General features: G+C 70.4%; 16 protein-coding genes. 2 read left to right on the plus strand and 14 right to left on the minus strand.

Annotated elements, in window-relative coordinates; translation table 11 throughout:
- Positions 1–34: 34 nt before the first annotated feature.
- The 7 genes from CBM2594_RS25030 to chrA form a co-directional block, all read right to left on the minus strand.
- Positions 35–2473 (minus strand): penicillin acylase family protein, encoded by a 2439-nt coding sequence (locus CBM2594_RS25030; protein ID WP_116359457.1) that lies wholly within the window; start codon positions 2471–2473, stop codon positions 35–37.
- 135 nt (positions 2474–2608) lie between these two features.
- A complete protein-coding gene (locus CBM2594_RS25035; RefSeq protein WP_116359458.1) occupies positions 2609–4207 on the minus strand; it encodes a flavodoxin domain-containing protein in 1599 nt (532 codons plus the stop codon).
- 11 nt (positions 4208–4218) lie between these two features.
- Positions 4219–5247, minus strand: coding sequence for an FAD:protein FMN transferase (locus CBM2594_RS25040; protein WP_232346748.1), 1029 nt, complete (start codon positions 5245–5247; stop codon positions 4219–4221).
- A 14-nt stretch (positions 5248–5261) separates the two neighbouring features.
- Positions 5262–6101, minus strand: a complete 840-nt coding sequence (locus CBM2594_RS25045; RefSeq protein ID WP_116359460.1) for a DUF4198 domain-containing protein — start codon at positions 6099–6101, stop codon at positions 5262–5264.
- Between the two features lie 17 nt (positions 6102–6118).
- Positions 6119–6643 carry a DUF2271 domain-containing protein gene (locus CBM2594_RS25050; RefSeq protein WP_116359461.1) on the minus strand — a complete coding sequence of 175 codons (525 nt, stop codon included), beginning with the start codon at positions 6641–6643 and terminating at the stop codon, positions 6119–6121.
- A gap of 55 nt (positions 6644–6698) precedes the next feature.
- Complete coding sequence (locus tag CBM2594_RS25055; RefSeq protein WP_116359462.1) at positions 6699–7355, minus strand: PepSY-associated TM helix domain-containing protein; 657 nt, start codon at positions 7353–7355, stop codon at positions 6699–6701.
- 228 nt (positions 7356–7583) lie between these two features.
- Positions 7584–8807 carry a chromate efflux transporter gene (gene chrA, locus CBM2594_RS25060; RefSeq protein WP_116359463.1) on the minus strand — a complete coding sequence of 408 codons (1224 nt, stop codon included), beginning with the start codon at positions 8805–8807 and terminating at the stop codon, positions 7584–7586.
- A gap of 344 nt (positions 8808–9151) precedes the next feature.
- Here chrA and CBM2594_RS25065 point away from each other — a divergent pair, with 344 nt between their 5' ends.
- Both CBM2594_RS25065 and CBM2594_RS25070 read left to right on the plus strand, forming a co-directional pair.
- Positions 9152–10708 carry a methyl-accepting chemotaxis protein gene (locus CBM2594_RS25065; RefSeq protein ID WP_116359464.1) on the plus strand — a complete coding sequence of 519 codons (1557 nt, stop codon included), beginning with the start codon at positions 9152–9154 and terminating at the stop codon, positions 10706–10708.
- Between the two features lie 143 nt (positions 10709–10851).
- On the plus strand, positions 10852–11103 hold the full coding sequence (locus tag CBM2594_RS25070) for a GlsB/YeaQ/YmgE family stress response membrane protein (RefSeq protein ID WP_116359465.1): 252 nt from the start codon (positions 10852–10854) through the stop codon (positions 11101–11103).
- Here the strand turns inward: CBM2594_RS25070 and CBM2594_RS25075 are convergent.
- The 7 genes from CBM2594_RS25075 to cyoA form a co-directional block, all read right to left on the minus strand.
- A complete protein-coding gene (locus CBM2594_RS25075; RefSeq protein ID WP_116359466.1) occupies positions 11076–14354 on the minus strand; it encodes a transglycosylase domain-containing protein in 3279 nt (1092 codons plus the stop codon). The two genes, CBM2594_RS25070 and CBM2594_RS25075, sit on opposite strands and share 28 nt — an antisense overlap.
- A gap of 227 nt (positions 14355–14581) precedes the next feature.
- The gene (locus tag CBM2594_RS25080; RefSeq protein ID WP_116359467.1) at positions 14582–15619 is read right to left on the minus strand and encodes an aldo/keto reductase; all 1038 of its coding nucleotides are present in this window, start codon (positions 15617–15619) and stop codon (positions 14582–14584) included.
- Positions 15620–15702: 83 nt separating this feature from the next.
- Complete coding sequence (locus CBM2594_RS25085; protein WP_116359468.1) at positions 15703–16521, minus strand: SURF1 family protein; 819 nt, start codon at positions 16519–16521, stop codon at positions 15703–15705.
- Entirely contained in the window at positions 16518–16913 is a 396-nt protein-coding gene (gene cyoD, locus CBM2594_RS25090) for a cytochrome o ubiquinol oxidase subunit IV (protein WP_116359469.1), read from the minus strand. The genes CBM2594_RS25085 and cyoD overlap by 4 nt, the downstream gene beginning before the upstream one ends.
- Entirely contained in the window at positions 16910–17593 is a 684-nt protein-coding gene (gene cyoC / locus CBM2594_RS25095; RefSeq protein WP_232346749.1) for a cytochrome o ubiquinol oxidase subunit III, read from the minus strand. The genes cyoD and cyoC overlap by 4 nt, the downstream gene beginning before the upstream one ends.
- Positions 17586–19589, minus strand: coding sequence for a cytochrome o ubiquinol oxidase subunit I (cyoB, locus tag CBM2594_RS25100; protein WP_116359470.1), 2004 nt, complete (start codon positions 19587–19589; stop codon positions 17586–17588). The genes cyoC and cyoB overlap by 8 nt, the downstream gene beginning before the upstream one ends.
- A gap of 81 nt (positions 19590–19670) precedes the next feature.
- Positions 19671–20675, minus strand: a complete 1005-nt coding sequence (gene cyoA / locus CBM2594_RS25105; RefSeq protein WP_198048208.1) for a ubiquinol oxidase subunit II — start codon at positions 20673–20675, stop codon at positions 19671–19673.
- Positions 20676–20840 lie beyond the last annotated feature (165 nt).

Raw genomic sequence — 20840 nt, forward strand, 5'->3', positions numbered from 1 at the left:
GAAAGCCCCAGGGAAATGCAGCGGTTGAGGGTTATTACTGCGGCACCAGCTCCACCCGCTCCCGGCTCGCCTTCTCCACCGCCTTGCGCGTATAGACCAGCGGGAAATACTCCCCCTTGGCCCACAGCGGCGCCAGGTCGCGGTAATGCGCGCTGGCAGGATTGCCCGACTGCCCCGGCGTGTTGATCACGCGCGAGGCATCCCAGTTGCCGACATCCAGCACCATGCGGAACGACGCGCCCGCGGTCAGGCGGAAATCGGTATTGCGGTAGCTGGTGTTCATCGGCGTGAAGGCCGAGCCGCCGATGGCGCCCGCGTCGACGTTGAACTGCCGGCGTTCGGCGTCGCTCAGGATCGGGTCCATCGGATGCGTGAACACCGCGGTGTGCAGCTTGCCCCATTGCCATGCGCGCGGGTCGGGGCCGAGCTTGCCTTCCACCTCCGCCATCGCGGACTTCAGCGATTCGAGCATCACCGCGTTGCGGCGCGCCGCCGGCATCCACGGATCGGGCTGCTCCAGCACCGCGACCACGCGCGCGGCATCGCCGGCGCCGACCAGCCGGGCGGCGTCGGCGGGCAAGGCCGCGCGCACCACGGCCTGGCGCAGGTGCTTGCTGAACCAGACCTCGAACAACGCCGCCGCGGCGCTGTCGGCGCGTTCGTTGCCGTCCCAGCCGCGCAGCAGGTCGAGCCCGCGCGCCAGTTGCGCGTCGTCGCTGCGCATGTCCTTGAGCAGCGCCACCACGCGCTGCGCCGGCAGCGACACGGTGTCGTTCTGCCACGCCATCGAATCCTGCACCGAGCTGCGCGGGTTGGCGCCGACCACGGCCTTCAGCCGGCGCGCGCGCGAGCTGTCGCTCCATTCGTAGCCCACGCCCAGCTTGGCTGCCGGGTGCTCGGGCGGGATGTTGTTTTCATTGGCGGTGACGATATAGCCGGGCGCGGGGTTATAGGCCCACGGCAGTTCGTCCATGTTGCGGTAGCCGGCCCATTCATAGCGGCCGTCGCCGGCCACCGGCGTCAGGCCGTCCCAGTTGGGGCGCTTGACGGTGAGCCCGCCCGGGATCCAGCCGATATTGCCGCTGGTGTCGGCGTAGACCTGGTTCTCGCCCGGCGCGCCCCAGCGGTTCATGGCGGCGCGGAACTGGTCCCAGTTGCGCGCGCGCATGTAGTCCATCGAACCGAAGTACGGCGCCATGCCGTAGTCCAGCCACGCGGCGCGCAGCGCCCATGCGTGCCCGGAGCCGGACACCAGCACCGGGCCGTGGCGGGAGAAGTCCAGGTTGACCTTGCGCGGCACCGGCTCGCCCTTGACCGCGATCTCCTCGGTGATGGTCTCGATCGGCTCCCAGCGGCCCTTGTACTTGTATTCGCGCGGGTTGGCCGGGTTCAGCTCGTAGCCATACAGGTCCTCCTGGTCCATGTAGAAGCGCGTCAGGCCGAAGGCGATGGTGCCGTTGTGCCCGATCGAGATGCCCGGCAGGAACGGCTCGCCCGCGCCGATCACCGACATCCCCGGCGCGTTCAGGTGGCTGATGTAGCGCAGGCTGGGCGCGCCGTGCGAGCGGTGCGGGTCGTTGGCCAGGATCGGGCGGCCGGTGGTGGTGCGCTTGCCGCCGATGACCCAGTTGTTCGAGCCCAGGCTGCGGCCGGTATCGCTGTTGGCATCGACCACGGCGTAGAGCTGGTCCAGCGGGATGCCGGCGGCCTGCGCGCCGCTCCAGGCTTCTTTCGGGAAGCGCGCGGCGGCGGTGGCCAGTTCGTAGGCGCGGCGCAGTTCGGCCGCCGGCACGCTGCAGGGGTCGATGCCGGGGTTGAGCCGGGGTTCGATCTGCGGGTCGAGTTCGCGGCGCAGCCAGTCGGCGCGTGCGGCGTGGTCTTTGGCCTCGCAGTAGAGGCGGGCGCGGTCGATCTCGCCGGTGAAGTTCAGGGTCAGGCCGTGGTGGCGGATGCGCACGATGTCTTCGGCCTGCCAGCGCGCCGGCTTGTAGCCGAGCTTGCGGAACTCGGGCGGCAGCAGCTCGGGCTTCTGCTCGGTCAGCGCCACGTAGGCGTTCACGCCCGCGACAAAGGCCTCGGCCACGCGCTTGGCGTCGCTGCCGTAGGCCAGCCATTCGCGGTACATGTCGCCGCGGAACAGCACCGCGCGCGCCATGCGGTCGCCATCGGCATAGGCCGGTCCGAAATCGCGCGCCATCTCGCCGAGCCCGCGCTTGCGCCACAGGTCGATCTGCCACAGGCGGTCGCGCGCGGCCATGAAGCCCTGCGCGTAGAAGGCGTCGTAGAGCGTGCCGGCGTAGATATGCGGCACGCCCCAGCGGTCGACCAGCACGCTGGCGGGTTTTTCCAGTCCGGGTACGGCAAAGGTTTGTTGGCGGGCGGGCGCTTCGGCCATGGCGGCCGGGATGGTGGCGGGGACGGCGGTAGCGAGCAGCGCCAGTGCAGCGGCCAGGCGGCGGGGGGTGCGTAACATCAGGTCTCCTCGTGTTGTGATGGCTGCAGATGTCTTGCAGTTCACACCGAAGATAGTGCATGGCCGGCGGGGGCGCGAGCGCCGCGGCCGATCTCCGCACGCCGCGTGGCGTGCCGGCAGCGCGGGCCGGAAGGCTCAGTAGACGTCGCGCCGGTAGCGGCCGTCATCGGCCAGGCGGTGCAAGGCGTCCTCGCCCAGGATCTCGGCCAGTGCGTCATGGACGCCGCCGGCCATGCCCTGCAGGCTGCCGCAGACATAGATGGCCGCGCCGTCGGCGACCCATTCGCGCACGGCCTGCGCCTGCATGCGCAGGGCGTCCTGCACGTAGCGCGGCGCGCCGCCGTCGCGCGACCAGGCGTGGTCGACGCGCGCCAGCGTGCCGTCGGCGCGCCAGCCGGCCAGCTCCCCGGCGAAGAAGGCGTCATGCTGCGCCGAGCGCTCGCCGAACAGCAGCCAGTTGCGCCCGCGCCCGGCCGCGGCGCGGGCCTTCAGCTGGGCGCGCAGCCCGGCCAGGCCGGTGCCGTTGCCGACCAGGATCAGCGGCCGGTCGTCGGCGGGCGGGTGGAACGCGCGGTTGGTGCGGATGCGCAGCGCAATGTGGCTGCCCAGTGCGGCGTGCTCCGTCAGCCAGCCGGAGGCCAGGCCCAGGCGGCCACCGCCCTCGCCACCATCGTCGTAGCGGGTCTGGCGCACCAGCAGTTCGAGCTGACCATCCTGCGGCAGCGAGGCAATCGAATACTCGCGGTGCGGCAGCGGCGCCAGCGTATCGACCAGCTGCTGCGGCGCCAGGCCCTGCATCGCGCCAGCGTGCGGGGCGGGCAGCGGCATGCGCGTGGCCATGGCCGCGGCAAGGGTGGTGTCATGGCCATCGCAGCGCACCGGGGTCGCGCCATCGAGCCCAAGCTGCGCCAGCAGCCGCCCGACCTCGGCCGGCGCGTGGCACGGGCCCACCTCGGCAATGTCGCCGGCCTGCCAGTCCGGGGCGGTGCCGTCCGGCGGCGCCAGCACCAGGTGGAAGGCTGGCGCGCCGTGGCTGCCGGGGTTCAGGTGATGGCGCTGCGCCAGCCGCCAGTGCTGGTAGCGCGGGCGCTCCCAGTCGGCGATCTCGGCGCCGCCGCTCAGCGCCGACAGGTGGTTCTGCCAGTGGCGCAGCGCGCCGGCGTCGCCGTTGTCGACTTCGATCAGGTCGAACAGCGGCTGCGCGCGCTGGCGCTGCAGCCAGCCCTGCAGCGCATGGCCGAAGGCGCAGAAGCGCGCGTAGCTGCTGTCGCCCAGCGCCAGAATGCCGTAGCGCAGCCGGTGCAGGCCATCGGCACCCGCCAGCAGCCGGCGGGCGAAGCCCGAGGCGCTGTCCGGCGCGTCGCCCTCGCCGGTGGTGCTGACCACGAACAGGGCCTGGCGGCACGCCTGCAGGCGCCGGCCATCGACCTCGGCCAGCGACAGCAGCTGCACCGGCATGCCCGCGCCCTGCAGCGCGGTGGCGGTCTGCAGTGCCAGTTGTTCGGCAAACCCGGTCTGGCTGGCATAGACCACCAGCGTCGCGCCGTCGCCGGTGCCGGCCAGCGCCGTGACCCGGGCGCGCCGCTGGCGATGATGGGCCACCACCGCGCCGCAAAACCCGGCGTAGGCCGCGACCACCCCGGCAGCCATGGCCAGGCGCGACGGCCCGAGCGCGGACAACGCCACGCCGCCGGCCACGGCAAGCCAGCCGGCAGCGGCGAAGACGGACGGCATGGGGCCGGCGCTCATGCCAGCATCGCGGCAAAGGCCGGCGACAGGTGTTCGACAAAACCGTCCGCGGTGCGCACCAGCAAGCGCGCGGCAATGCCGTGGCGGCGCGCGTGCGCCATGCCGGCGTCGGGGCCGAGCACGGTCAGCGCGGTGGACAGCGCATCCGCCAGCATGCACTGCGGGTGGATCACGGTGACCGAGGCCAGCGCGTGGCTGGCCGGATAGCCGGTGCGCGGATCGATGGTGTGGGCGTAGCGGCGGCCGGCGCTGTCGAAGTAGCGCCGGTAGTCGCCGGAAGTGGCCACCGACAGCCCGTGCAGCGCGACCAGCGTTGGCTGCGCGCCGTCGCTGCCCGCCCCCGGCGGCGCTTCCAGCGCGACCCACCACGGCATGCCGTCGGGCTTGACGCCATGGCCGCGCAGTTCGCCGCCGATCTCGGTCAGGTGGTGGTCCAGGCCCTGTTCGCACAGGTAGCGCGCGACCGCGTCGACGGCGAAGCCCTTGGCGATGGCGCAGAAGTCCAGCGCCACGCCGCCCGGCTGCCAGGCGCGCAGCCCCGCGGCGTCGACTTCGATGCGGGCCCAGCCGCATTGGGCGCGCGCTGCCTGTACCGCGTCGGGTGACGGCGGTACGCGGCGCTCAGGGTGATGGGCCGATGCCGGGCCGAAGCCCCACAGGTCGACCAGCGGCCCCGCGCTGGGGTCATAGGCGCCGCCACTGTCGCGCGCCACCTGCAGCGCGGCCTGCAGCACCGCGAAGCAGTCCGCCGGCAGCGCATGCCAGCTGCCCGGCGGCGCGCGGTTGAAGCGGCTCAGGTCCGAATCCGCTTCCCAGTTGCTCATCTGCGCGATCACGCGATCGAGCACGGCCTGGATGCCGGCGCCGATGGTGCCGATCACGCCGGCATCCGCCCCCCGCGGCAGCAGTGCCGCGACCGACCAGCTCGTGCCCATGGTGGGCCCGCCCCAGCGCTGCACGCGCGCATCGGCGGCGGGCGGGCGCGGCGGCGCGCTCAGCGCAACGGGTACCAGGACGCGGTTCACGCGATGCAACCGGCTTACTGCGGCAGCACTTCCACCGTCACCGCATAGACGGCGCGGCGCGACCTGGCCTGCTTGAAGGTGGTCTTGTCGTCCTTCACCTCGGCTTCCATCCAGTACATGCCCGGGGCCGGCCACTTGACGCTGAACTTGCCGTCGGCGTCGGTGGTGGCGCTGAATTCCTGCAGCTGGTCGCGGTAGCGGATGCCGCCCGGCACCACCGCCACCTTCAGGTTGCTGGCGGGCTTGCCGTCGAGCAGCAGGCGGAAGCTGGCGGTATCGCCGGCGACCAGGTCGTTCGGGTGCGTGATCGGCGCCAGCTCAAGGCCGCGGCCGACGGTGCGCAGGCCCTTGTCGCTGGGCTTGCCGGCAGTGACGAAGGATTCGATGCGGCCCTCGGCCTGCGTGACCTGCAGGTCCTGCGCGTTGGCCGGGATCGCGCCGGCGAAGGTCTCGGCGGTGCCGCGCCAGCGCTTGGCCTGACCGTCGACCTTGTAGCTGGCGAACAGGCCGTTGTTGACCACCGCCACGCGGTAGGTGCCGGGCTGGGTCAGGTGCAGGTCGAAGGTGCTGCGGTATTTGCCGGTGGCGGCGTTCTCGGGCTTGACGGTGCTGCCGTCGGGGGCGGTCACCTGCAGGTTGTCGAGCCGCATCGGCACGTGCTCGAAGTAGAACAGGTCGTTGGAGACCGCGGCGTCCACGGTCACCCACGGATCGCTGCCGGACAGCACGGTGGCCGACGGCAGCAGCCACTGGCGGTGCGCGTGGGCGGCCAGCGGCGCGAGCGCGGCGAGGGCCAGCACGGCGGCGCGCACGGCCATGCGGGAAGAGGCGGCGGACATCAGGGAAGGTTTCATGGTCGGGCTCCGGGAAGTTAAGGCTTCAGGTCGACGGTCACGCCGCCGAGTTCGTGCTCGCCCTTGGCGCGGGCGGTCTGTGCCGATTGCGGCGGCCACGTGAACGGCACGCGCAGCAGCTCGCGCCCGCCCACTTCGCGCGCGGCCTCCACCACCAGCTGGTAGTTGCCGGCGGGCAGCTTGCCCAGCGGCGCCTTGCCGTCGCTGAAGCTGACGCTGTGCTCGCCCGGCGCGCGCGTGGCGCCGGAGATGCCGTCGGCCGGCATGTGCAGGTCGCGGCCGGCCTTGCGCCACCACTGGCGCATGTCCTTGAGCCACTTGGTGCCCTCGCCGTCCTTGAGCTTGCCGTCGTACCAGACCGCCAGGGTCTGCACCGGGCTCTGGTCGGCGCGCTCGACCCACATCGCCACATAGGGCCGGTGGTATTCGGCCACGGTCAGGCGCGGGATATCGACCTTGACGTTCAGGTCCGCGGCCAGCACGGGGCCGGCCAGCGGCACGGCGGCGATGCCGGTCAGGGAGACGGAGAGCAGTCGGCGCATATCGGAGAAACCTCGTCAGTGAGATGCAGGAAGCAGATCGATCGCGCGCGACCGATCAATGGATAAACAGGATCGCCAGCAGCACCGGCACCACCAGCCCCAGCCCTACCAGCGGCCAGGTCGCCACGCGCCCGCCGGCGTGCAGCTTGAGCAGGAACAGGCCGGTCACGCAGAACACCAGGCAGGCCAGCGCGAACGCGTCCAGGAACAGGCTCCACGCCGCGCCGGTGTTGCGGCCCTTGTGCAGGTCGTTCAGGTACGAGATGGCGCCGCGCGAGGTGTTCTCGTACTGCGCCTCGCCGCTGTCGAGCGCGATGCTGACCCAGGCGTCGCCGCCCGGGCGCGGCAGTGCCACGTAGATTTCATCGGCGGACCATTCGGCCTCGCGCCCGCCGGCGTCGATCTCCAGCGCCTGCGCCAGCCAGTCGGCCAGCACCGCCGGCACCGGCGCCTTCTGCTCGCGCGAACCGGCGGCGCCGGACGGGGCCTCGGCCCGCACCTTGTCGAGCACGCGCGTGGGCAGCGTGGCGTGCCGGGTCTGCACGGCGGGCCGCGCCTCGATCTGGCCGGCGTGGTTCAGCGTGAAGCCGGTGACGGCAAATAGCAGCATCCCGATCAGGCAGATCGCGGAACTGATCCAGTGCCACTGGTGGAGATGCTTGAGCCAGAAGGCACGGCGCTGCTGGCCGGCGGCCGGCTGGGTGTCGGTCATTGCGGTGGGTCGGCAGGCGCGGCCTGGTCGGGCCGTGCCCGGGGTTGCCTGCATACGGGTAGCGGAAGCGCCCCCTGGCACGCGCATACGGCGTCAGGGTGTGCCATTGCATGCACAATGGCGCGCGAAAGAGAGAAGGATAATCGTTCGCATTTGAAAGCGCAAACGGACGGCCGGCGGGCCGGATTACAGCGCATTACAACGTCAAGCCGGCCGCGGCCAACCAACTCAAACCATCGCCGCCACCGCCCACCCGGCCACGCCGCTGGCCACCACCACCAGCCACGGCGGCAGCTTCCACCGCATCAGCGCCACCAGCGCCAGCGCCACCAGCACGATGTCCAGCGGGCCCTGCACCGCGCTGGTCCACACCGGATGCCACAGCGCCGCCAGCAGCAGCCCGACCACGCCGGCGTTGATGCCGGCCAGCGCCGCCTGGGCGCGCACGTTGCGGCGCAGGCTTTCCCAGAACGGCAGCGCGCCCAGCACCAGCAGCGCGCCGGGCAGGAAGATGGCCAGCGTGCCCAGCAGCCCGCCGGCGACGCCGGTGGGCGGGTTCTGCATGGCCGCCCCCAGGAAGGCGGCAAAGGAAAACAGCGGCCCCGGCATGGCCTGCGCCGCGCCGTAGCCGGCCAGGAAGGCTTCCTTGCCGACCCAGCCGGGCGCGACCACGGCCGCATCCAGCAGCGGCAGCACCACGTGCCCGCCGCCGAAGACCAGCGCGCCGGCGCGGTAGAAGGCATCGAACACGCGCACCGCCGGCGCGGCGCCCCACTGCGCCAGCAGCGGCAGGCCGGCCAGCAGCGCGGCAAACAGCGCCAGCGCGAGCACGCCGCCGCGATGCGTCACCGGCAGGCGCAGCGGTTCATGCGCGCCGGCCAGCGCCGGCCGCAACAGCGCCATGCCGGCGACCGCGGCGGCCGCCATCAGGGCCACCTGCGCCCACGGCCCCGGCCACGCCAGCACGGTGCCGGCGGCGACCAGCATGATGGCGATGCGCACCGGGCCGACGCACAGCGTGCGCGCCATGCCCCACACCGCCTGCGCCACCACCGCCACCGCCACCAGCTTGAGCCCGTGCAGCGCGCCCGGCGCGGCGGCCATGCCGTAGTGGGTCACGCCAAGCGCGAACCCGATCATCACCAGCGCCGACGGCAGCGTAAAGCCCAGCCATGCCGCCAGCGCGCCGCCATAGCCGGCGCGCGCCAGCCCCAGCGCGATCCCGGTCTGGCTGCTGGCCGGCCCGGGCAGGCACTGGCACAGCGCGACCACGTCGGCATAGGCCGACTCGCTGAGCCAGCGGCGGCGGCGCACCAGTTCCTCGCGGAAATACGCCAGGTGGGCCACCGGGCCGCCGAACGAGGTCAGGCCGAGCCGCAGGAAGATCAGGAACACGGCGAGCGGTCCGTCGTGGCCGCGGGTGTCGTCGGAAGGGCTGGGCAAGGTGGCCATGGGGGCAAGGGGCGGCGGGCGGAGGACAGCGCAGATTCTGACCGATTTTGAATTCCCGGGGCGGTAAAGCGAGGCAGGCGGCACGCCGGCGCCTCGGCAAGCAGCAGCAAGCGCCGCATCGCGCACAAGCAGTCTTCAGGCTTTTGCAGCCAATCAACCACACCGCCAGTGTGGCTGACCTACCTCAATCAAGTTACGCCGGTATTGCGCCGTTATGCCGCAGACGCATACGCCGTCGGCCGCCTGTCTCCCCGCGGGCCGGCCCGCACACGCCGCCCGGCGCGGCGCGGCGATGCGCATCACCGATGAGAAGCGCAAAGCGCGAAGAAGGAGGAGTCCAAGCCATGCTGCACAACCTGAGCCTGAAGAAAAAACTGCTGTTACCGCTGGTGCTGAGCTGGGTCTGCCTGCTCGGCATCACGCTGTGGAACGCGTGGCACATCCGCACGCTGCGCATGGAGGAGCGCAGGCTCGACCTGGCTCACGTGACCGACACCGCGGTCTCGGTGGTGGCCGAATACGAGGCGCTGGCCAGGGCCGGCAAGCTGCCCGCAGACGAGGCGAAGCAGCAGGCGATCGAGCGCGTGCGCGCGATGCGCTTTGGCGCCGACGGCTATTTCACGCTGATGCGCTCCGACACCGTGGTGCTGATGCACCCGTTCAAGCCGGAGATGAACGGCAAGGCGATGGAGGGGATGAAGGACCCGAACGGCGTCTACCTGTTCCGCGACATCGCCGCGATCGGCAAGGGCGCCGGCAAGGGTTTCGTCGAATACCTGTGGCCCAAGCCGGGCGCCGAGGCGCCGCAGCCGAAGCTGAGCTACGTGGCCAACTTCCGCCCCTGGGACTGGAACTTTATCGCCGGGCTGTACCTGGATGACATCGAGGCGGCGTTCCGGGCCGAATTGTGGAAGGCGCTGGGCCTGCTGCTGGCGGTGGGCGCATTGATGTCGGTGGTGATGGTGCGGGTGGCGGCCAGCCTGCAGCGCCAGCTGGGCGGCGAGCCCGCCACCACCGCGCAGATCGCGGGCCGTATTGCCGAAGGCGACCTCGCCAGCGCGGTCGAGGTGCGCCCCGGCGACGAGCACAGCGTGCTCCATGCCATGCACCGCATGCAATCGCGCCTGACCGGCGCGATCGGCAGCATCCGCGGCTCGGCCGATTCGATCGCGGGCGCGGCCAAGCAGATCGCCGCGGGCAACGCCGACCTGTCGCGCCGCAGCGAGGAGCAGGCCGCGTCGCTGCAGGAAACCGCCGCCAGCATGGAGCAGCTCACCAGCACCGTGCGCCAGAGCGCCGAGAACGCGCGCCAGGCCAGCCACCTGGCCGAGGGCGCCTCGGACATCGCCGTGCGCGGCGGCGCCATCGTCAGCCAGGTGGTCGACACCATGGGCGAGATCAAGAGCGCGTCGGGCAAGGTGGTCGACATCATCGGCGTGATCGAGGGCATTGCCTTCCAGACCAATATCCTGGCGCTCAACGCCGCGGTCGAGGCGGCCCGCGCCGGCGACCAGGGCCGCGGCTTCGCGGTGGTGGCCGGCGAGGTGCGCACGCTGGCGCAGCGCAGCGCCACCGCGGCCAAGGAGATCAAGGCGCTGATCGGCAACTCGGCGCAGCGCGTCGAAGACGGCGCGGTGCTGGTCGAGAACGCCGGCAAGGCGATGGACGAGATCGTCGGCGCGGTCAAGCGCGTGACCGACCTGATGGGCGAAATGCGCGCCGCCACCGAGGAGCAGACCGGCGGCATCGAGCAGGTCAACCAGGCGGTGTCGCAGATGGACCAGATGGCGCAGCAGAACGCCGCGCTGGTGGAACAGGCCGCGGCGGCCGCCGCGTCGCTGGAAGACCAGGCCGAAGCGCTGCACCGCGCCGTGGGCCAGTTCCGTCTGGCGGCGGCGTGAGCGTGTGCGGCGAGCGGCGGGGCGTAGCCGCCGCACGCCATCCGCCTGCCGCGCCCTGCGTGTATGATGAAGCGAAGCCGGCCGCACAGGCGGCCGGCTGCGTGCATCAGACCGTTACCGCAGACCACTGACAGGAGCGCACCATGATGGCATTCATTGGCACCGTGTTCGTTGGCCTTATCGTCGGCCTGATCGCCAGGGCGATAAAGCCCGGCGACGACAAGCTGGGCTGGATCATGACCATCGTCCTGGGTGTGCTGGGTTCGGTGGTGGCGGGCTACGTCGGCCGCGCGCTGGGCTGGTACCAGCCCGGCGAGCCGGCCGGCTGGGTCGCGTCGGTGATCGGCGCGATCGTGCTGCTGGTGATCTACGGCATGGTGCGCCGCAAGGCCTGACTGGCGCGGCGCACGCCGGCCGCGTCGCTGTTGTCGGCCAGGCCCGGCACCTGGGGCGCGGACGGCGGCGGCATCGCCGCCACCTCTTGCCGCGCCGGCGCCTGCAGCGCCGGTTCCAGGCTGGCTTCCAGCCCGTCCGCCAGGATCGGGCCGGGCATGCCGTCGGCCGGCGCCGCCATGGTCGGCGCGCGCGGCGGGCGCAGGCCCGGGGCCGCGTCGCGGCAGCGCAGCAGCGCGCGGTCGCCGCCCGGGGCCATCGCCGAAACCTGCGGCGCAATCGCCCGCAGCACCCGCACCGCCAGCGCGCTGGTAAAGCTGTAGCGCGCCGCATAGGGTTCGCGCACATTGACCACCACGGTACCGAAGAAGCGCTCGCCCAGCGTGAACACGAAGGTGGCCGAGCGGTTCACCGAGCGCGACGAGATCAGCCGCCCGCCCGGCCCGTAGACCTGGAAGCGCTGGTCGCCGGTGCCGGTCTTGCCGGCCACGGTCAGCGTGGCGCCATCGCGCCCCGGCACCGTGAACGCGCCGCGAATCGACTTGGCGGTGCCGCGCTCCACCACGTCCAGCATCGAACGGCGCGCCAGCTCGGCCACCTCGGCCGGCAGCACGCGCTTGCCCGGACCGGGCTGCAGCACGTAGCGCGTGGCATAGGGGGTGCCGTCGGCGAACGCCAGGCTGCGCACCGCCGCGTTCTGCGTGACCACGCCGCCTGACAGCAGGATGCCGGCCAGCTCGGCCAGCGCCGCGGGGCGGTCGCCGGCGGCGCCGATGGCGCTGGCATACGACGGCGTCAGCGAGTCGAACGGATAGCCCAGCCGCTGCCAGCGCTGCGCGATGCGCTTGAACGCGTCCTGCTCCAGCAGCGTGCGGATGCGGTTGTCCTGGCCGGCCTTGCTGCGCGTGCGGAACAGCCATTTGTACACTTCCTGCCGCTCGGCGGTGCTGGCGCGCAGGATCTCGGCCAGCGTCGCGTCCGGATGCTGGTCCAGGTATTCCACCATCCACAGTTCCAGCGGATGCACCCGCGACAGGTAGCCGCGGTCGTTCAGGTTGAACTTGTCCTTGCCGTACTTGCGGTACAGCGCCGGCAGGTCTTCGCCGGCGAGCTGCTTGTCGCCCAGGCGCGCGCGCATGATGCGCACATAGCTGTCTTCGTCCAGCGCGGGCCGCGCGCTCAGCAGCGTCACCGACATGCGCACCGCGTTCAGGTGCGGCGTGCTCATGCGCACCCGCCCCAGCAGCGTGGCCAGGCGCTGCTCGGAGGTCTTGCCGCGGTAGCGCTGGTAGAAGTTGGTCATGTAGGCGCTGCCTTCCTGGTCGGCAAAGCGCTCCAGGTAGGCGCGCCGGCCGGGCGCGTCGCGGTCTTCGAACAGGTTGCCGATATCCGGGCTGGCGTGGAAGGTCTCGTAGCGCACGATGTCGCGCATCATGCGGATGAACACCAGGTTGACCGAGTGCTGGAACGCGGTGCGCACGGTCAGGTTGCGCAGGCCCGATTCGCGCTCGAAGTTGGTGAAGCTCTGCAGGCCGCCGCCGGTATAGAAGGCTTCGCCGGCGCCGCCGGCATACTTGCGCTCCATCGCCGCCTCGAGCATCGCCATCAGCTCGCGCTCGGCGGGCTTGCGCGCCTTGGCCAGGTAGTCGACCGCCCAGCGGCTGAGCGCGTCCTGGCGCGCCAGCGGCACCGCGGCCAGTTCGGCGCTGCTCATGCCGGCATAGCGCGCGTGCAGCTCGCTGACGATCTCCAGGTAGGTCACCAGCGTGCGCAGCTTGGCGGTGGAGCCCAGGTTCAGGCGCGCGCCGCTGTTGATGTCGAAGGGCTGGTCGATATTGTCGGCCTGGATCCGCACCACGCTGGCATTGCCCACGCGTTCGTACAGCGTGAAGCTGGCCATCAGCTTCGACGGGTCGTCGTGGTCGCGCAGCAGGTTGTGGCCGTACAGGCCCATGGCGCGCGCGTCGGCCTTGTTGTTCACGCGCTGCAGCGTGTCGACGACGATGCGCTGCGCCTCGCGGTTGATGGTGCTGTCCACCGTCAGGTCGAGCCGGTCCATGTCGTAGCGGCTCTCGACCCCGGTCAGCCGGGTGATGTCAGCGCGCACGCGGTTGACGGCCTTGCGCGTGACGAAGGGTTCCACCGGCGGGCGCTGCGGCGCCGACGCCTTGTCCAGCGGCTGCGCCAGCGCCGCGTCGCGCAACTCGGCGGTGATGATGCCGTTGGCCGCCATCAGGCGCAGGTAGCTGCCGGTCAGCGCATCGAGGTTGGTATCGTCGCGGCGCAGGTGGTACGACGGGCGGCGCTGCGAGATGATCAGCGACAGCGCGCGCTTGAACGCCTGCGCGTGGCGCGGGTCGGGCGCGCGCTGGTCCATCTCCTTGAGCAGCCGGTTGACCTCGCTGAAGTCTTCGCCGTACCAGACCCACAGCGCATCGCCGATGCCGTTGATCTCGCCGAAGCCGGCGCGCGCCGACAGCGGCACCGTGTTCAGGTAGTCGACCACGATGCGCTCGCGCGCGCGCTGGGTGTCGGGGCCGTCCAGGTAGGCGCGCAGCGATGCCGACGCCATCTGCCGGAATTTTTCCGGGATCGAGGTGGTGCGGCCTTCGGGCGAGTGCCGGTATTTCTCGATCTGCGTCGCCAGCGTGCTGCCGCCGGGCGCGTCGTGCGACTTGTCGGCCAGCCGGATCATCTGGTCCAGCACCGCGCGCGACAGCCGGCGCCAGTCCAGCGCCGGGTTCATGTTGGGATATTCCGGGTTGAGCAGGCCCTGGTTCTCGACGTACAGCAACGCGCTCACCAGCACCGGCGGCACCGCGCCGAAGTCCGGGTACTGGCGCTGCGGGTAGCGCTCGAACGCCAGCGTCAGCCCGTTGCAGTCGCGCAGCAGCAGGCCCGCCTGGTTCTTTTCGCGATAGGGCGCGAACAGGCCTTCGTCGATCAGCCGCACCATGTCGGGCGACATGCGCGCCTGTTCGGCGGGCACGTAGCCGCGCTGCTCCAGCCGCTGCGCGAACAGCGGCAGCCTGCCATAGCCCATGCGGGCGTCATAGGGTCCGGAATGCGGGAAGCGGATGCTGTCGCTGGCGCCCGGCTGGATCTCGAAGGTCAGCCGCTGGCCCAGGCTGCCGATCAGCCGCGCCTGCCAGTGCGAGTTGCGCACCTCGCTTGCGACAACGCTATACACGACATAGGCGCCGCCGGTGAGGGCGACCGCCAAGCCAGCGAAAATCCAGCCACGACGCGACACGTTTGGGCTTCCTTGATGGGCCGGCGCAGCGCGCAATCTCTTCATGCGCCGGCTCGAAGCGCGATGTTTTCGCGGGGCGCGCCTTACGCGCGCCCGCCTGACTTGATATTAGTAGGAGTCGCGCCCCGGTGCATCAAGCACGCGCGCGCGGCGCGCGCCGTTGCAAGCGGACGTCACGCCAGGCAGCGCCGGCGCCACTTGCGGCGCGTCCGAAAAGCGCGGGCGGATTATCGGCCAGCCGCCGCGCGCGCCACCGGCCGGCCCGTCAGCGGATAGCCGGGATCGTTGTAGCCGGGCGTCGACGCATGGCCCGGCGACACCAGCGCATCGATCATCGCCTCTTCGTCGGGCGTGATCGCCGCGCCGAGCGCGCCGAAGTAGTCCTCGAACTGGGCCAGCGTGCGCGGGCCAGCGATCACCGACGAGACGATCGGGTTGGCCAGCACCCAGGCCGTGGCGAACTGGCCGGGGGTCAGCCCGCGCGCCTCGGCATGGGCCTTGAGCTGCTGCGCGATGACCAGCGATTCCTCGCGGAACTCGGTCTCCATCATGCGCCGGTCGGCGCGGCCCGCGCGCGTACCCGCGGCCGGCGCCTGGCCGGGCGCGTACTTGCCGGTCAGCACGCCGCGCGCCACCGGGCTGTAGGGCACCACGCCCAGGCCGTAGTGCTCGCACGCGGGCAGGATTTCCACCTCCGGCAGCCGGTTCAGCAGGTTGTAGTACGGCTGGCACGCCACCGGACGCGGCACGCCCAGTTCGCCGCACAGCCGCGCGATTTCGGCGATGCGCCAGCCGCGGAAGTTCGACACCGCCCAGTAGCGGATCTTGCCGCTGCGCACCAGGTCGCCCATCGCGCGCACCGGCTCTTCGAGGTTGGCGCCGGGGTAGTCGCGATGCAGGTAGAGGATGTCGATGTAGTCGGTCGCGAGCCGGTGCAGGCTGTCCTCGACCGCGCGCGTGATCCACGCGCGCGAGTAGTGGCCGTGGTTGGGCGCGGCCTGCATCGGGTTGCCGAGCTTGGTCGCCAGCACCCAGTCGTGGCGGTCGGCGGTCAGCAGGCGCCCGACCATCTGCTCGGACGCGCCCTTGGTGTAGACGTCGGCGGTATCGATGAAATTGACGCCGTGGTCGCGCGCGCTGGCGACGATGCGGCCGGCCTCGGCCTCGTCGGTCTGGTCGGCGAACATCATGGTGCCCAGGCACAGCGCCGAGACGCGCAGGTTGCTGGCGCCGAGGCGGCGGTACGGCATGGACAGGTCGGGCATGGCGGCTCCTTGGGATGGGTCAGCCCACATTGTGCCGCCACCCGGCCGGGCTTGCCGATGCCGGCGCAGCGTCAGGCGCGGTGTCAGGCGCGGCGCTTGCGGTATTCCTCGCGCCCCACGTATGCCGCGCCGGCCGCCACCATCAGCGCCAGCCCGTACCAGGTGAGCGCGTAGCCGAGATGGTTGTTGGTGAAGGTGGTCACCGTCAGCCCGCCCGCGGGCCAGGTCTTCGCATCCACCCCGGCCGGCGGCGGCACCGCGGCGGCGTCGATGAAATACGGCGCGACCCGGTTCCCGTCCAGTCCGCGGCGCGCGGCGATCGCCGCGACGTCGCGCGAGAACCACTGGTCGCGCGCCGCGTCGTTGTGGCGCAGCAGGCCGGTGCCGGGCTCGCTCATGCGCAGCAGCCCCACCACTTCGCCGACGCCGCTGCCGGCCGGCGCCACGCGCGCGCGGAACGGCTCGGCGACGAAGCCGCGGTTGACCAGCACGGTGCTGCCGTCGGCCAGCCGCAGCGGCGTCATCACCCAGTAGCCGCCGCCCTGCTCGGTCACGGCCTGCACCAGGGTCTGGCGGTCATCGAGGAAGGTGCCGCTGGCGCGAACGCGCCGGTACTCGGCATTGGCCCGGGTCAGCCCCGGCCACTGCGCCGGCGCGGGCGCCGCCACCGGCGGCGCGTGGACGCGCTCTGCCACCTGCGCGATCAGGCCGAGCTTCCAGGCGCGGCGCTCGACCTGCCAGTTGCCCAGCGCCACCAGGCCGGCGATGGCGGCCGCGGCAAGCAGTGCCAGCGCCGTCAGCCATACCGTCGGCAGCGGGCGCGGGGATTCGGGTGAGCCCTTGGCGGCGTTGTCTGTGCGCGGATTTCCGACCGGCGCGCGGTCGTCGGTGGAACCGGTCAAGGCAAGGTCTTGGTGGTATGCATGCCCGGCATCATATTGGAATTCAGGTGGAACATCACCCACAGCGTGCCGGTCAGCGTGATCACCACCAGCACCAGCGTGAAGATCAGCGCCAGCATGTTCCAGCCGCCCTCGGACCTGGCGTTCAGGTGCAGGAAGTAGATCATGTGCACCACGATCTGCACCGCGCCCAGCGCCAGCAGCACCATCGCGGTGGTGCCGGACTGCTCGAACACCTTGCCCATCACCAGCCAGAACGGGATCGCGGTCAGGATCACCGACAGCACGAAGCCGGTCACGTAGCCGCCGAGCGAGATATGGATCTCGCTTTCATCATGGCCGTGGCCGTGTCCATGTCCGTGGGCCGGCAGGGCGTCGTCATGCGCGCTCATGGCAGCACTCCCATCAGGTAGACAAAGGTAAAGACGCCGATCCAGACCACGTCCAGGAAGTGCCAGAACATCGACAGGCACATCAGGCGGCGCTTGTTCTCCCGGATCAGCCCGTGGCGGCGCAGCTGCACCACCAGCGTGACCAGCCACACGATGCCGAAGGTCACATGCAGGCCGTGGGTGCCGACCAGCGCGAAGAACGAGGTCAGGAAGCCGCTGCGCTGCGGGCCGGCGCCCTCGCCGACCAGGTGCGCGAACTCGTAGATCTCGACGGCGAGGAAGGCAGCCCCGAGCAGCCCGGTCACCGCGAGCCAGCCCTGCGTCGGCCCCAGCCGACCGCGCTGCGTCTCCAGCATGGCAAAGCCATAGGTGATCGACGACAGCAGCAGGAACGACGTGTTCAGCGCCACCAGCGGCAGGTCGAACAGCTCGGCGCCCGAAGGCCCGCCCGCGTAGTTGCGGCCGAGCACGCCGTAGGCGGCGAACAGGCACGCAAAGATCAGGCAGTCGCTCATCAGGTAGAGCCAGAAGCCGAGCAGCGTGCCGTTGGGCACGTGGTATTCCTCGGTCAGGTAGAAGCGCAGCTCGGCGGGCTGCGCGCTCGCGCGCGGCGGCGGGGCCTCGTGCGGGCGCGCGCCGTCGGCGCCATCGGCGGTAAAGGGGACGAAGGTATCAGCCATGGCTGGCCAGCAGCGCGTTGCGCTCTGCCTCCGTGCGATGGACGTCGTCGGCCGGGATGTAGAAATCGCGCTGGTAGTTGAAGGTATGGCCGATCGCGGTGACGAGGGTGGCGGCAAAAGCCAGCGCCGCCAGCCACCAGATATGCCAGATCAGCGCGAAGCCGCACAGCGTGCTCAGGCCGGCCAGGATGATGCCGGCGCCGGTGTTCTTGGGCATATGGATCGGGATGAAGCCCTGCGCCGGGCGCTGGTAGCCGTGCGCCTTCATCTGCCACCAGGCGTCGTTGTCGTGCACCACCGGCGTGAAGGCAAAGTTGTACGGCGGCGGCGGCGACGAGGTCGACCATTCCAGCGTGCGCCCGTCCCACGGATCGCCGGTGACATCGCGCAGCGACTCGCGGCGCAGGTAGCTCACCACCAGCTGCACCAGGAAGCAGCCGATGCCCAGCGCGATCAGCAGCGCGCCCACGCCCGCCAGCTGGAACCAGATCTGCAGCGAGTGGTCCTCGAAATGGCTGACGCGCCGGGTCACGCCCATCAGCCCGAGCACGTAGAGCGGCATGAACGCCACGTAGAAGCCGACCAGCCAGAACCAGAACGAGCACTTGCCCCAGAACGGGTCCAGTTGGTAGCCGAAGGCCTTGGGGAACCAGTAGGTGATGCCGGCCATCAGCCCGAACAGCACGCCGCCGATGATCACGTTATGGAAATGCGCGACCAGGAACAGGCTGTTGTGCAGCGAGAAATCCGCCGGCGGCACCGCCAGCAGCACGCCGGTCATGCCGCCGATCACGAACGTGACCATGAACCCCACGGTCCACAGCATCGGCACCTCGAAGCGGATGCGCCCGTGGTACATGGTGAAGAGCCAGTTGAACAGCTTGGCCCCGGTCGGGATCGAGATGATCATGGTGGTGATGCCGAAGAACGAGTTCACGCTGGCGCCCGACCCCATCGTGAAGAAGTGATGCAGCCACACCAGGTACGACAGCACCGTGATCACCACCGTGGCATACACCATCGAGGCATAGCCGAACAGGCGCTTGCGGCAGAACGTGGCCACCACCTCGGAGAACACGCCGAACACCGGCAGGATCAGGATATAGACCTCGGGGTGGCCCCAGATCCAGATCAGGTTCACGTACATCATGGCGCTGCCGCCAAGGTCGCTGGTGAAGAAGTTCATGCCCAGGTAGCGGTCGACCGCCAGCATCGCCAGCGCCGCGGTCAGCACCGGGAACGCGGCGATGATCAGCACGTTGGTGCACAGCGCGGTCCAGGTGAAGATCGGCATGCGCATCAGCGTCATGCCGGGCGCGCGCATCTTGACGATGGTCACCAGCAGGTTGATGCCGGACAGCAGCGTGCCCACCCCCGCCACCTGCAACGACCACAGGTAATAGTCCACGCCCACGTCCGGGCTTTGCAGGATGCCGGACAGCGGCGGATACGCCAGCCAGCCGGTGCGCGCGAACTCGCCGACGAACAGCGACATCATCACCAGCACGGCGCCGCCCACCGTCATCCAGAAGCTGAAGTTGTTCAGGAACGGGAAGGCCACGTCGCGCGCGCCGATCTGCAGCGGCACGACAAAGTTCATCAGCCCGGTCACCAGCGGCATGGCGACGAAGAAGATCATGATCACGCCGTGCGCGGTGAAGATCTGGTCATAGTGGTGCGGCGGCAGGTAGCCCAGGTTGTCGCCAAAGGCAATGGCCTGCTGGATGCGCATCATGACGGCATCGGCAAAGCCGCGCAGCAGCATCACGATGCCGAGGATCATGTACATGATGCCGATGCGCTTGTGGTCGATGCTGGTGAACCACTCGCGCCACAGGTAGCCCCACTTGCCGTAGTACGTGACGCCGCCGGCCAGCGCCAGCCCGCCCAGCGCCACCACCGCGAAGGTGGCGATCAGGATGGGTTCATGCAGCGGGATGGCCTCCCAGCTGAGGCGGCCGAAGAGTTGCGTGGCGAGTTCGGATCGCTCCGACATGTGGATCTCCAGGACAACAACGGCGTTCCAGGTTACGGTCTGTCGCGCACGGTCTTGCGCAGACCCTTGCGCGCGCGGCCGCTACCGCAGCAGCTTGCCGGCACCGGCCGCGCCGGCTTCGAACAGCGGCTCGCCCAGCGTGTTGCTGGCGGTGCAGACGGCGGCGCCCAGGCCCGTGGCGCGTTGCGCATCGCGGGCCATCAGGTCTTTCTGGCAGACCTGTCCGGCCTGCACGCAACGGTTCACGATGGCATCGAACAGGTTGGCGTCGACGCTGCCATAGCGCCGCACCGGCTCGCGTTCGCTGGGCTGCGCCAGCTGCGTGTAGACGGCCCGGCTCAACGGCGCGCCGCCGGCCCGCACGGTCTGCACCCAGCGGCCGAATTCGTCTTCGCTCAGGCCATGGAAGCGAAAGCGCATGTGCGAAAAGCCCGCGCCGCTGTAGTTGGCGGAGAAGCCTTCATAGACGCCGGGCCGGTTGATCACCGCATGCAGCCGGGTTTCCATGCCGGGCATGGCGTAGACCTGGCCGGCCAGCGCGGGGATGAAGAAGGAATTCATCACGGTGGAGGCCGTGATCTTGAAGCGGATGGGCCGGTCGACCGGCGCGGCCAGTTCGTTGACGGTGGCGATGCCCTGCTCCGGGTAGACGAACAGCCACTTCCAGTCCAGCGCGACCACTTCGACGGTCAGCGGCTGCGTGCCGGGCGGCAGCGGGCGGCTCTCGTCGAGGCGGGTCAGCGGCTGGTACGGGTCGAGCTTGTGGGTGCTGACCCAGGTGATGGCCCCCAGCGCGATGATGATCAGCAGCGGCGCCGACCAGATCAGCAGCTCCAGCACCGTGGAGTGGTCCCAGTCGGGGTTGTAGTGCGCATCGGCATTGGCGGCGCGGTAGCGCCACGCGAACACCAGCGTCAGCACGATCACCGGCACGATGATCAGCAGCATCAGGCCGGTGGAAATGATGATCAGGTCACGTTGCCTGACCGCGAGATCGCCGGCCGGCGACAGCAGCACGGCGCTGCAGCCGCCCAGCAACAGCAGGACTGGCAGCAACAACCAGCGGATCGGGCGGTGCATGGACATTGTCTGACCGGAAGATCGCATAGCTTTCGGGCCCGCGTCATTCATTTGTACGCCGCGGCGCAAGTGACTTAGACTGGTCTGAGCAACTATGGCAGTGTAGGCGCTCAAGTGCCATTCTTCATGGTGCAATTTGCAGCGCCCTCGCTCACAGACAGGGGAGGTATG

Source organism: Cupriavidus taiwanensis (assembly GCF_900249755.1).
GTDB lineage: Bacteria > Pseudomonadota > Gammaproteobacteria > Burkholderiales > Burkholderiaceae > Cupriavidus > Cupriavidus taiwanensis_D.

Coding starts and splice junctions, on each gene's coding strand:
- CBM2594_RS25030 (WP_116359457.1), bottom strand. CDS start 2,473: ATGTTACGCACCCCCCGCCGCCTGGCCGCTGCACTGGCGCTGCTCGCT.
- CBM2594_RS25035 (WP_116359458.1), bottom strand. CDS start 4,207: ATGCCGTCCGTCTTCGCCGCTGCCGGCTGGCTTGCCGTGGCCGGCGGC.
- CBM2594_RS25045 (WP_116359460.1), bottom strand. CDS start 6,101: ATGAAACCTTCCCTGATGTCCGCCGCCTCTTCCCGCATGGCCGTGCGC.
- CBM2594_RS25050 (WP_116359461.1), bottom strand. CDS start 6,643: ATGCGCCGACTGCTCTCCGTCTCCCTGACCGGCATCGCCGCCGTGCCG.
- CBM2594_RS25055 (WP_116359462.1), bottom strand. CDS start 7,355: ATGACCGACACCCAGCCGGCCGCCGGCCAGCAGCGCCGTGCCTTCTGG.
- chrA (WP_116359463.1), bottom strand. CDS start 8,807: ATGGCCACCTTGCCCAGCCCTTCCGACGACACCCGCGGCCACGACGGA.
- CBM2594_RS25065 (WP_116359464.1), top strand. CDS start 9,152: ATGCTGCACAACCTGAGCCTGAAGAAAAAACTGCTGTTACCGCTGGTG.
- CBM2594_RS25070 (WP_116359465.1), top strand. CDS start 10,852: ATGATGGCATTCATTGGCACCGTGTTCGTTGGCCTTATCGTCGGCCTG.
- CBM2594_RS25080 (WP_116359467.1), bottom strand. CDS start 15,619: ATGCCCGACCTGTCCATGCCGTACCGCCGCCTCGGCGCCAGCAACCTG.
- cyoD (WP_116359469.1), bottom strand. CDS start 16,913: ATGAGCGCGCATGACGACGCCCTGCCGGCCCACGGACATGGACACGGC.
- cyoC (WP_232346749.1), bottom strand. CDS start 17,593: ATGGCTGATACCTTCGTCCCCTTTACCGCCGATGGCGCCGACGGCGCG.
- cyoB (WP_116359470.1), bottom strand. CDS start 19,589: ATGTCGGAGCGATCCGAACTCGCCACGCAACTCTTCGGCCGCCTCAGC.
- cyoA (WP_198048208.1), bottom strand. CDS start 20,675: ATGTCCATGCACCGCCCGATCCGCTGGTTGTTGCTGCCAGTCCTGCTG.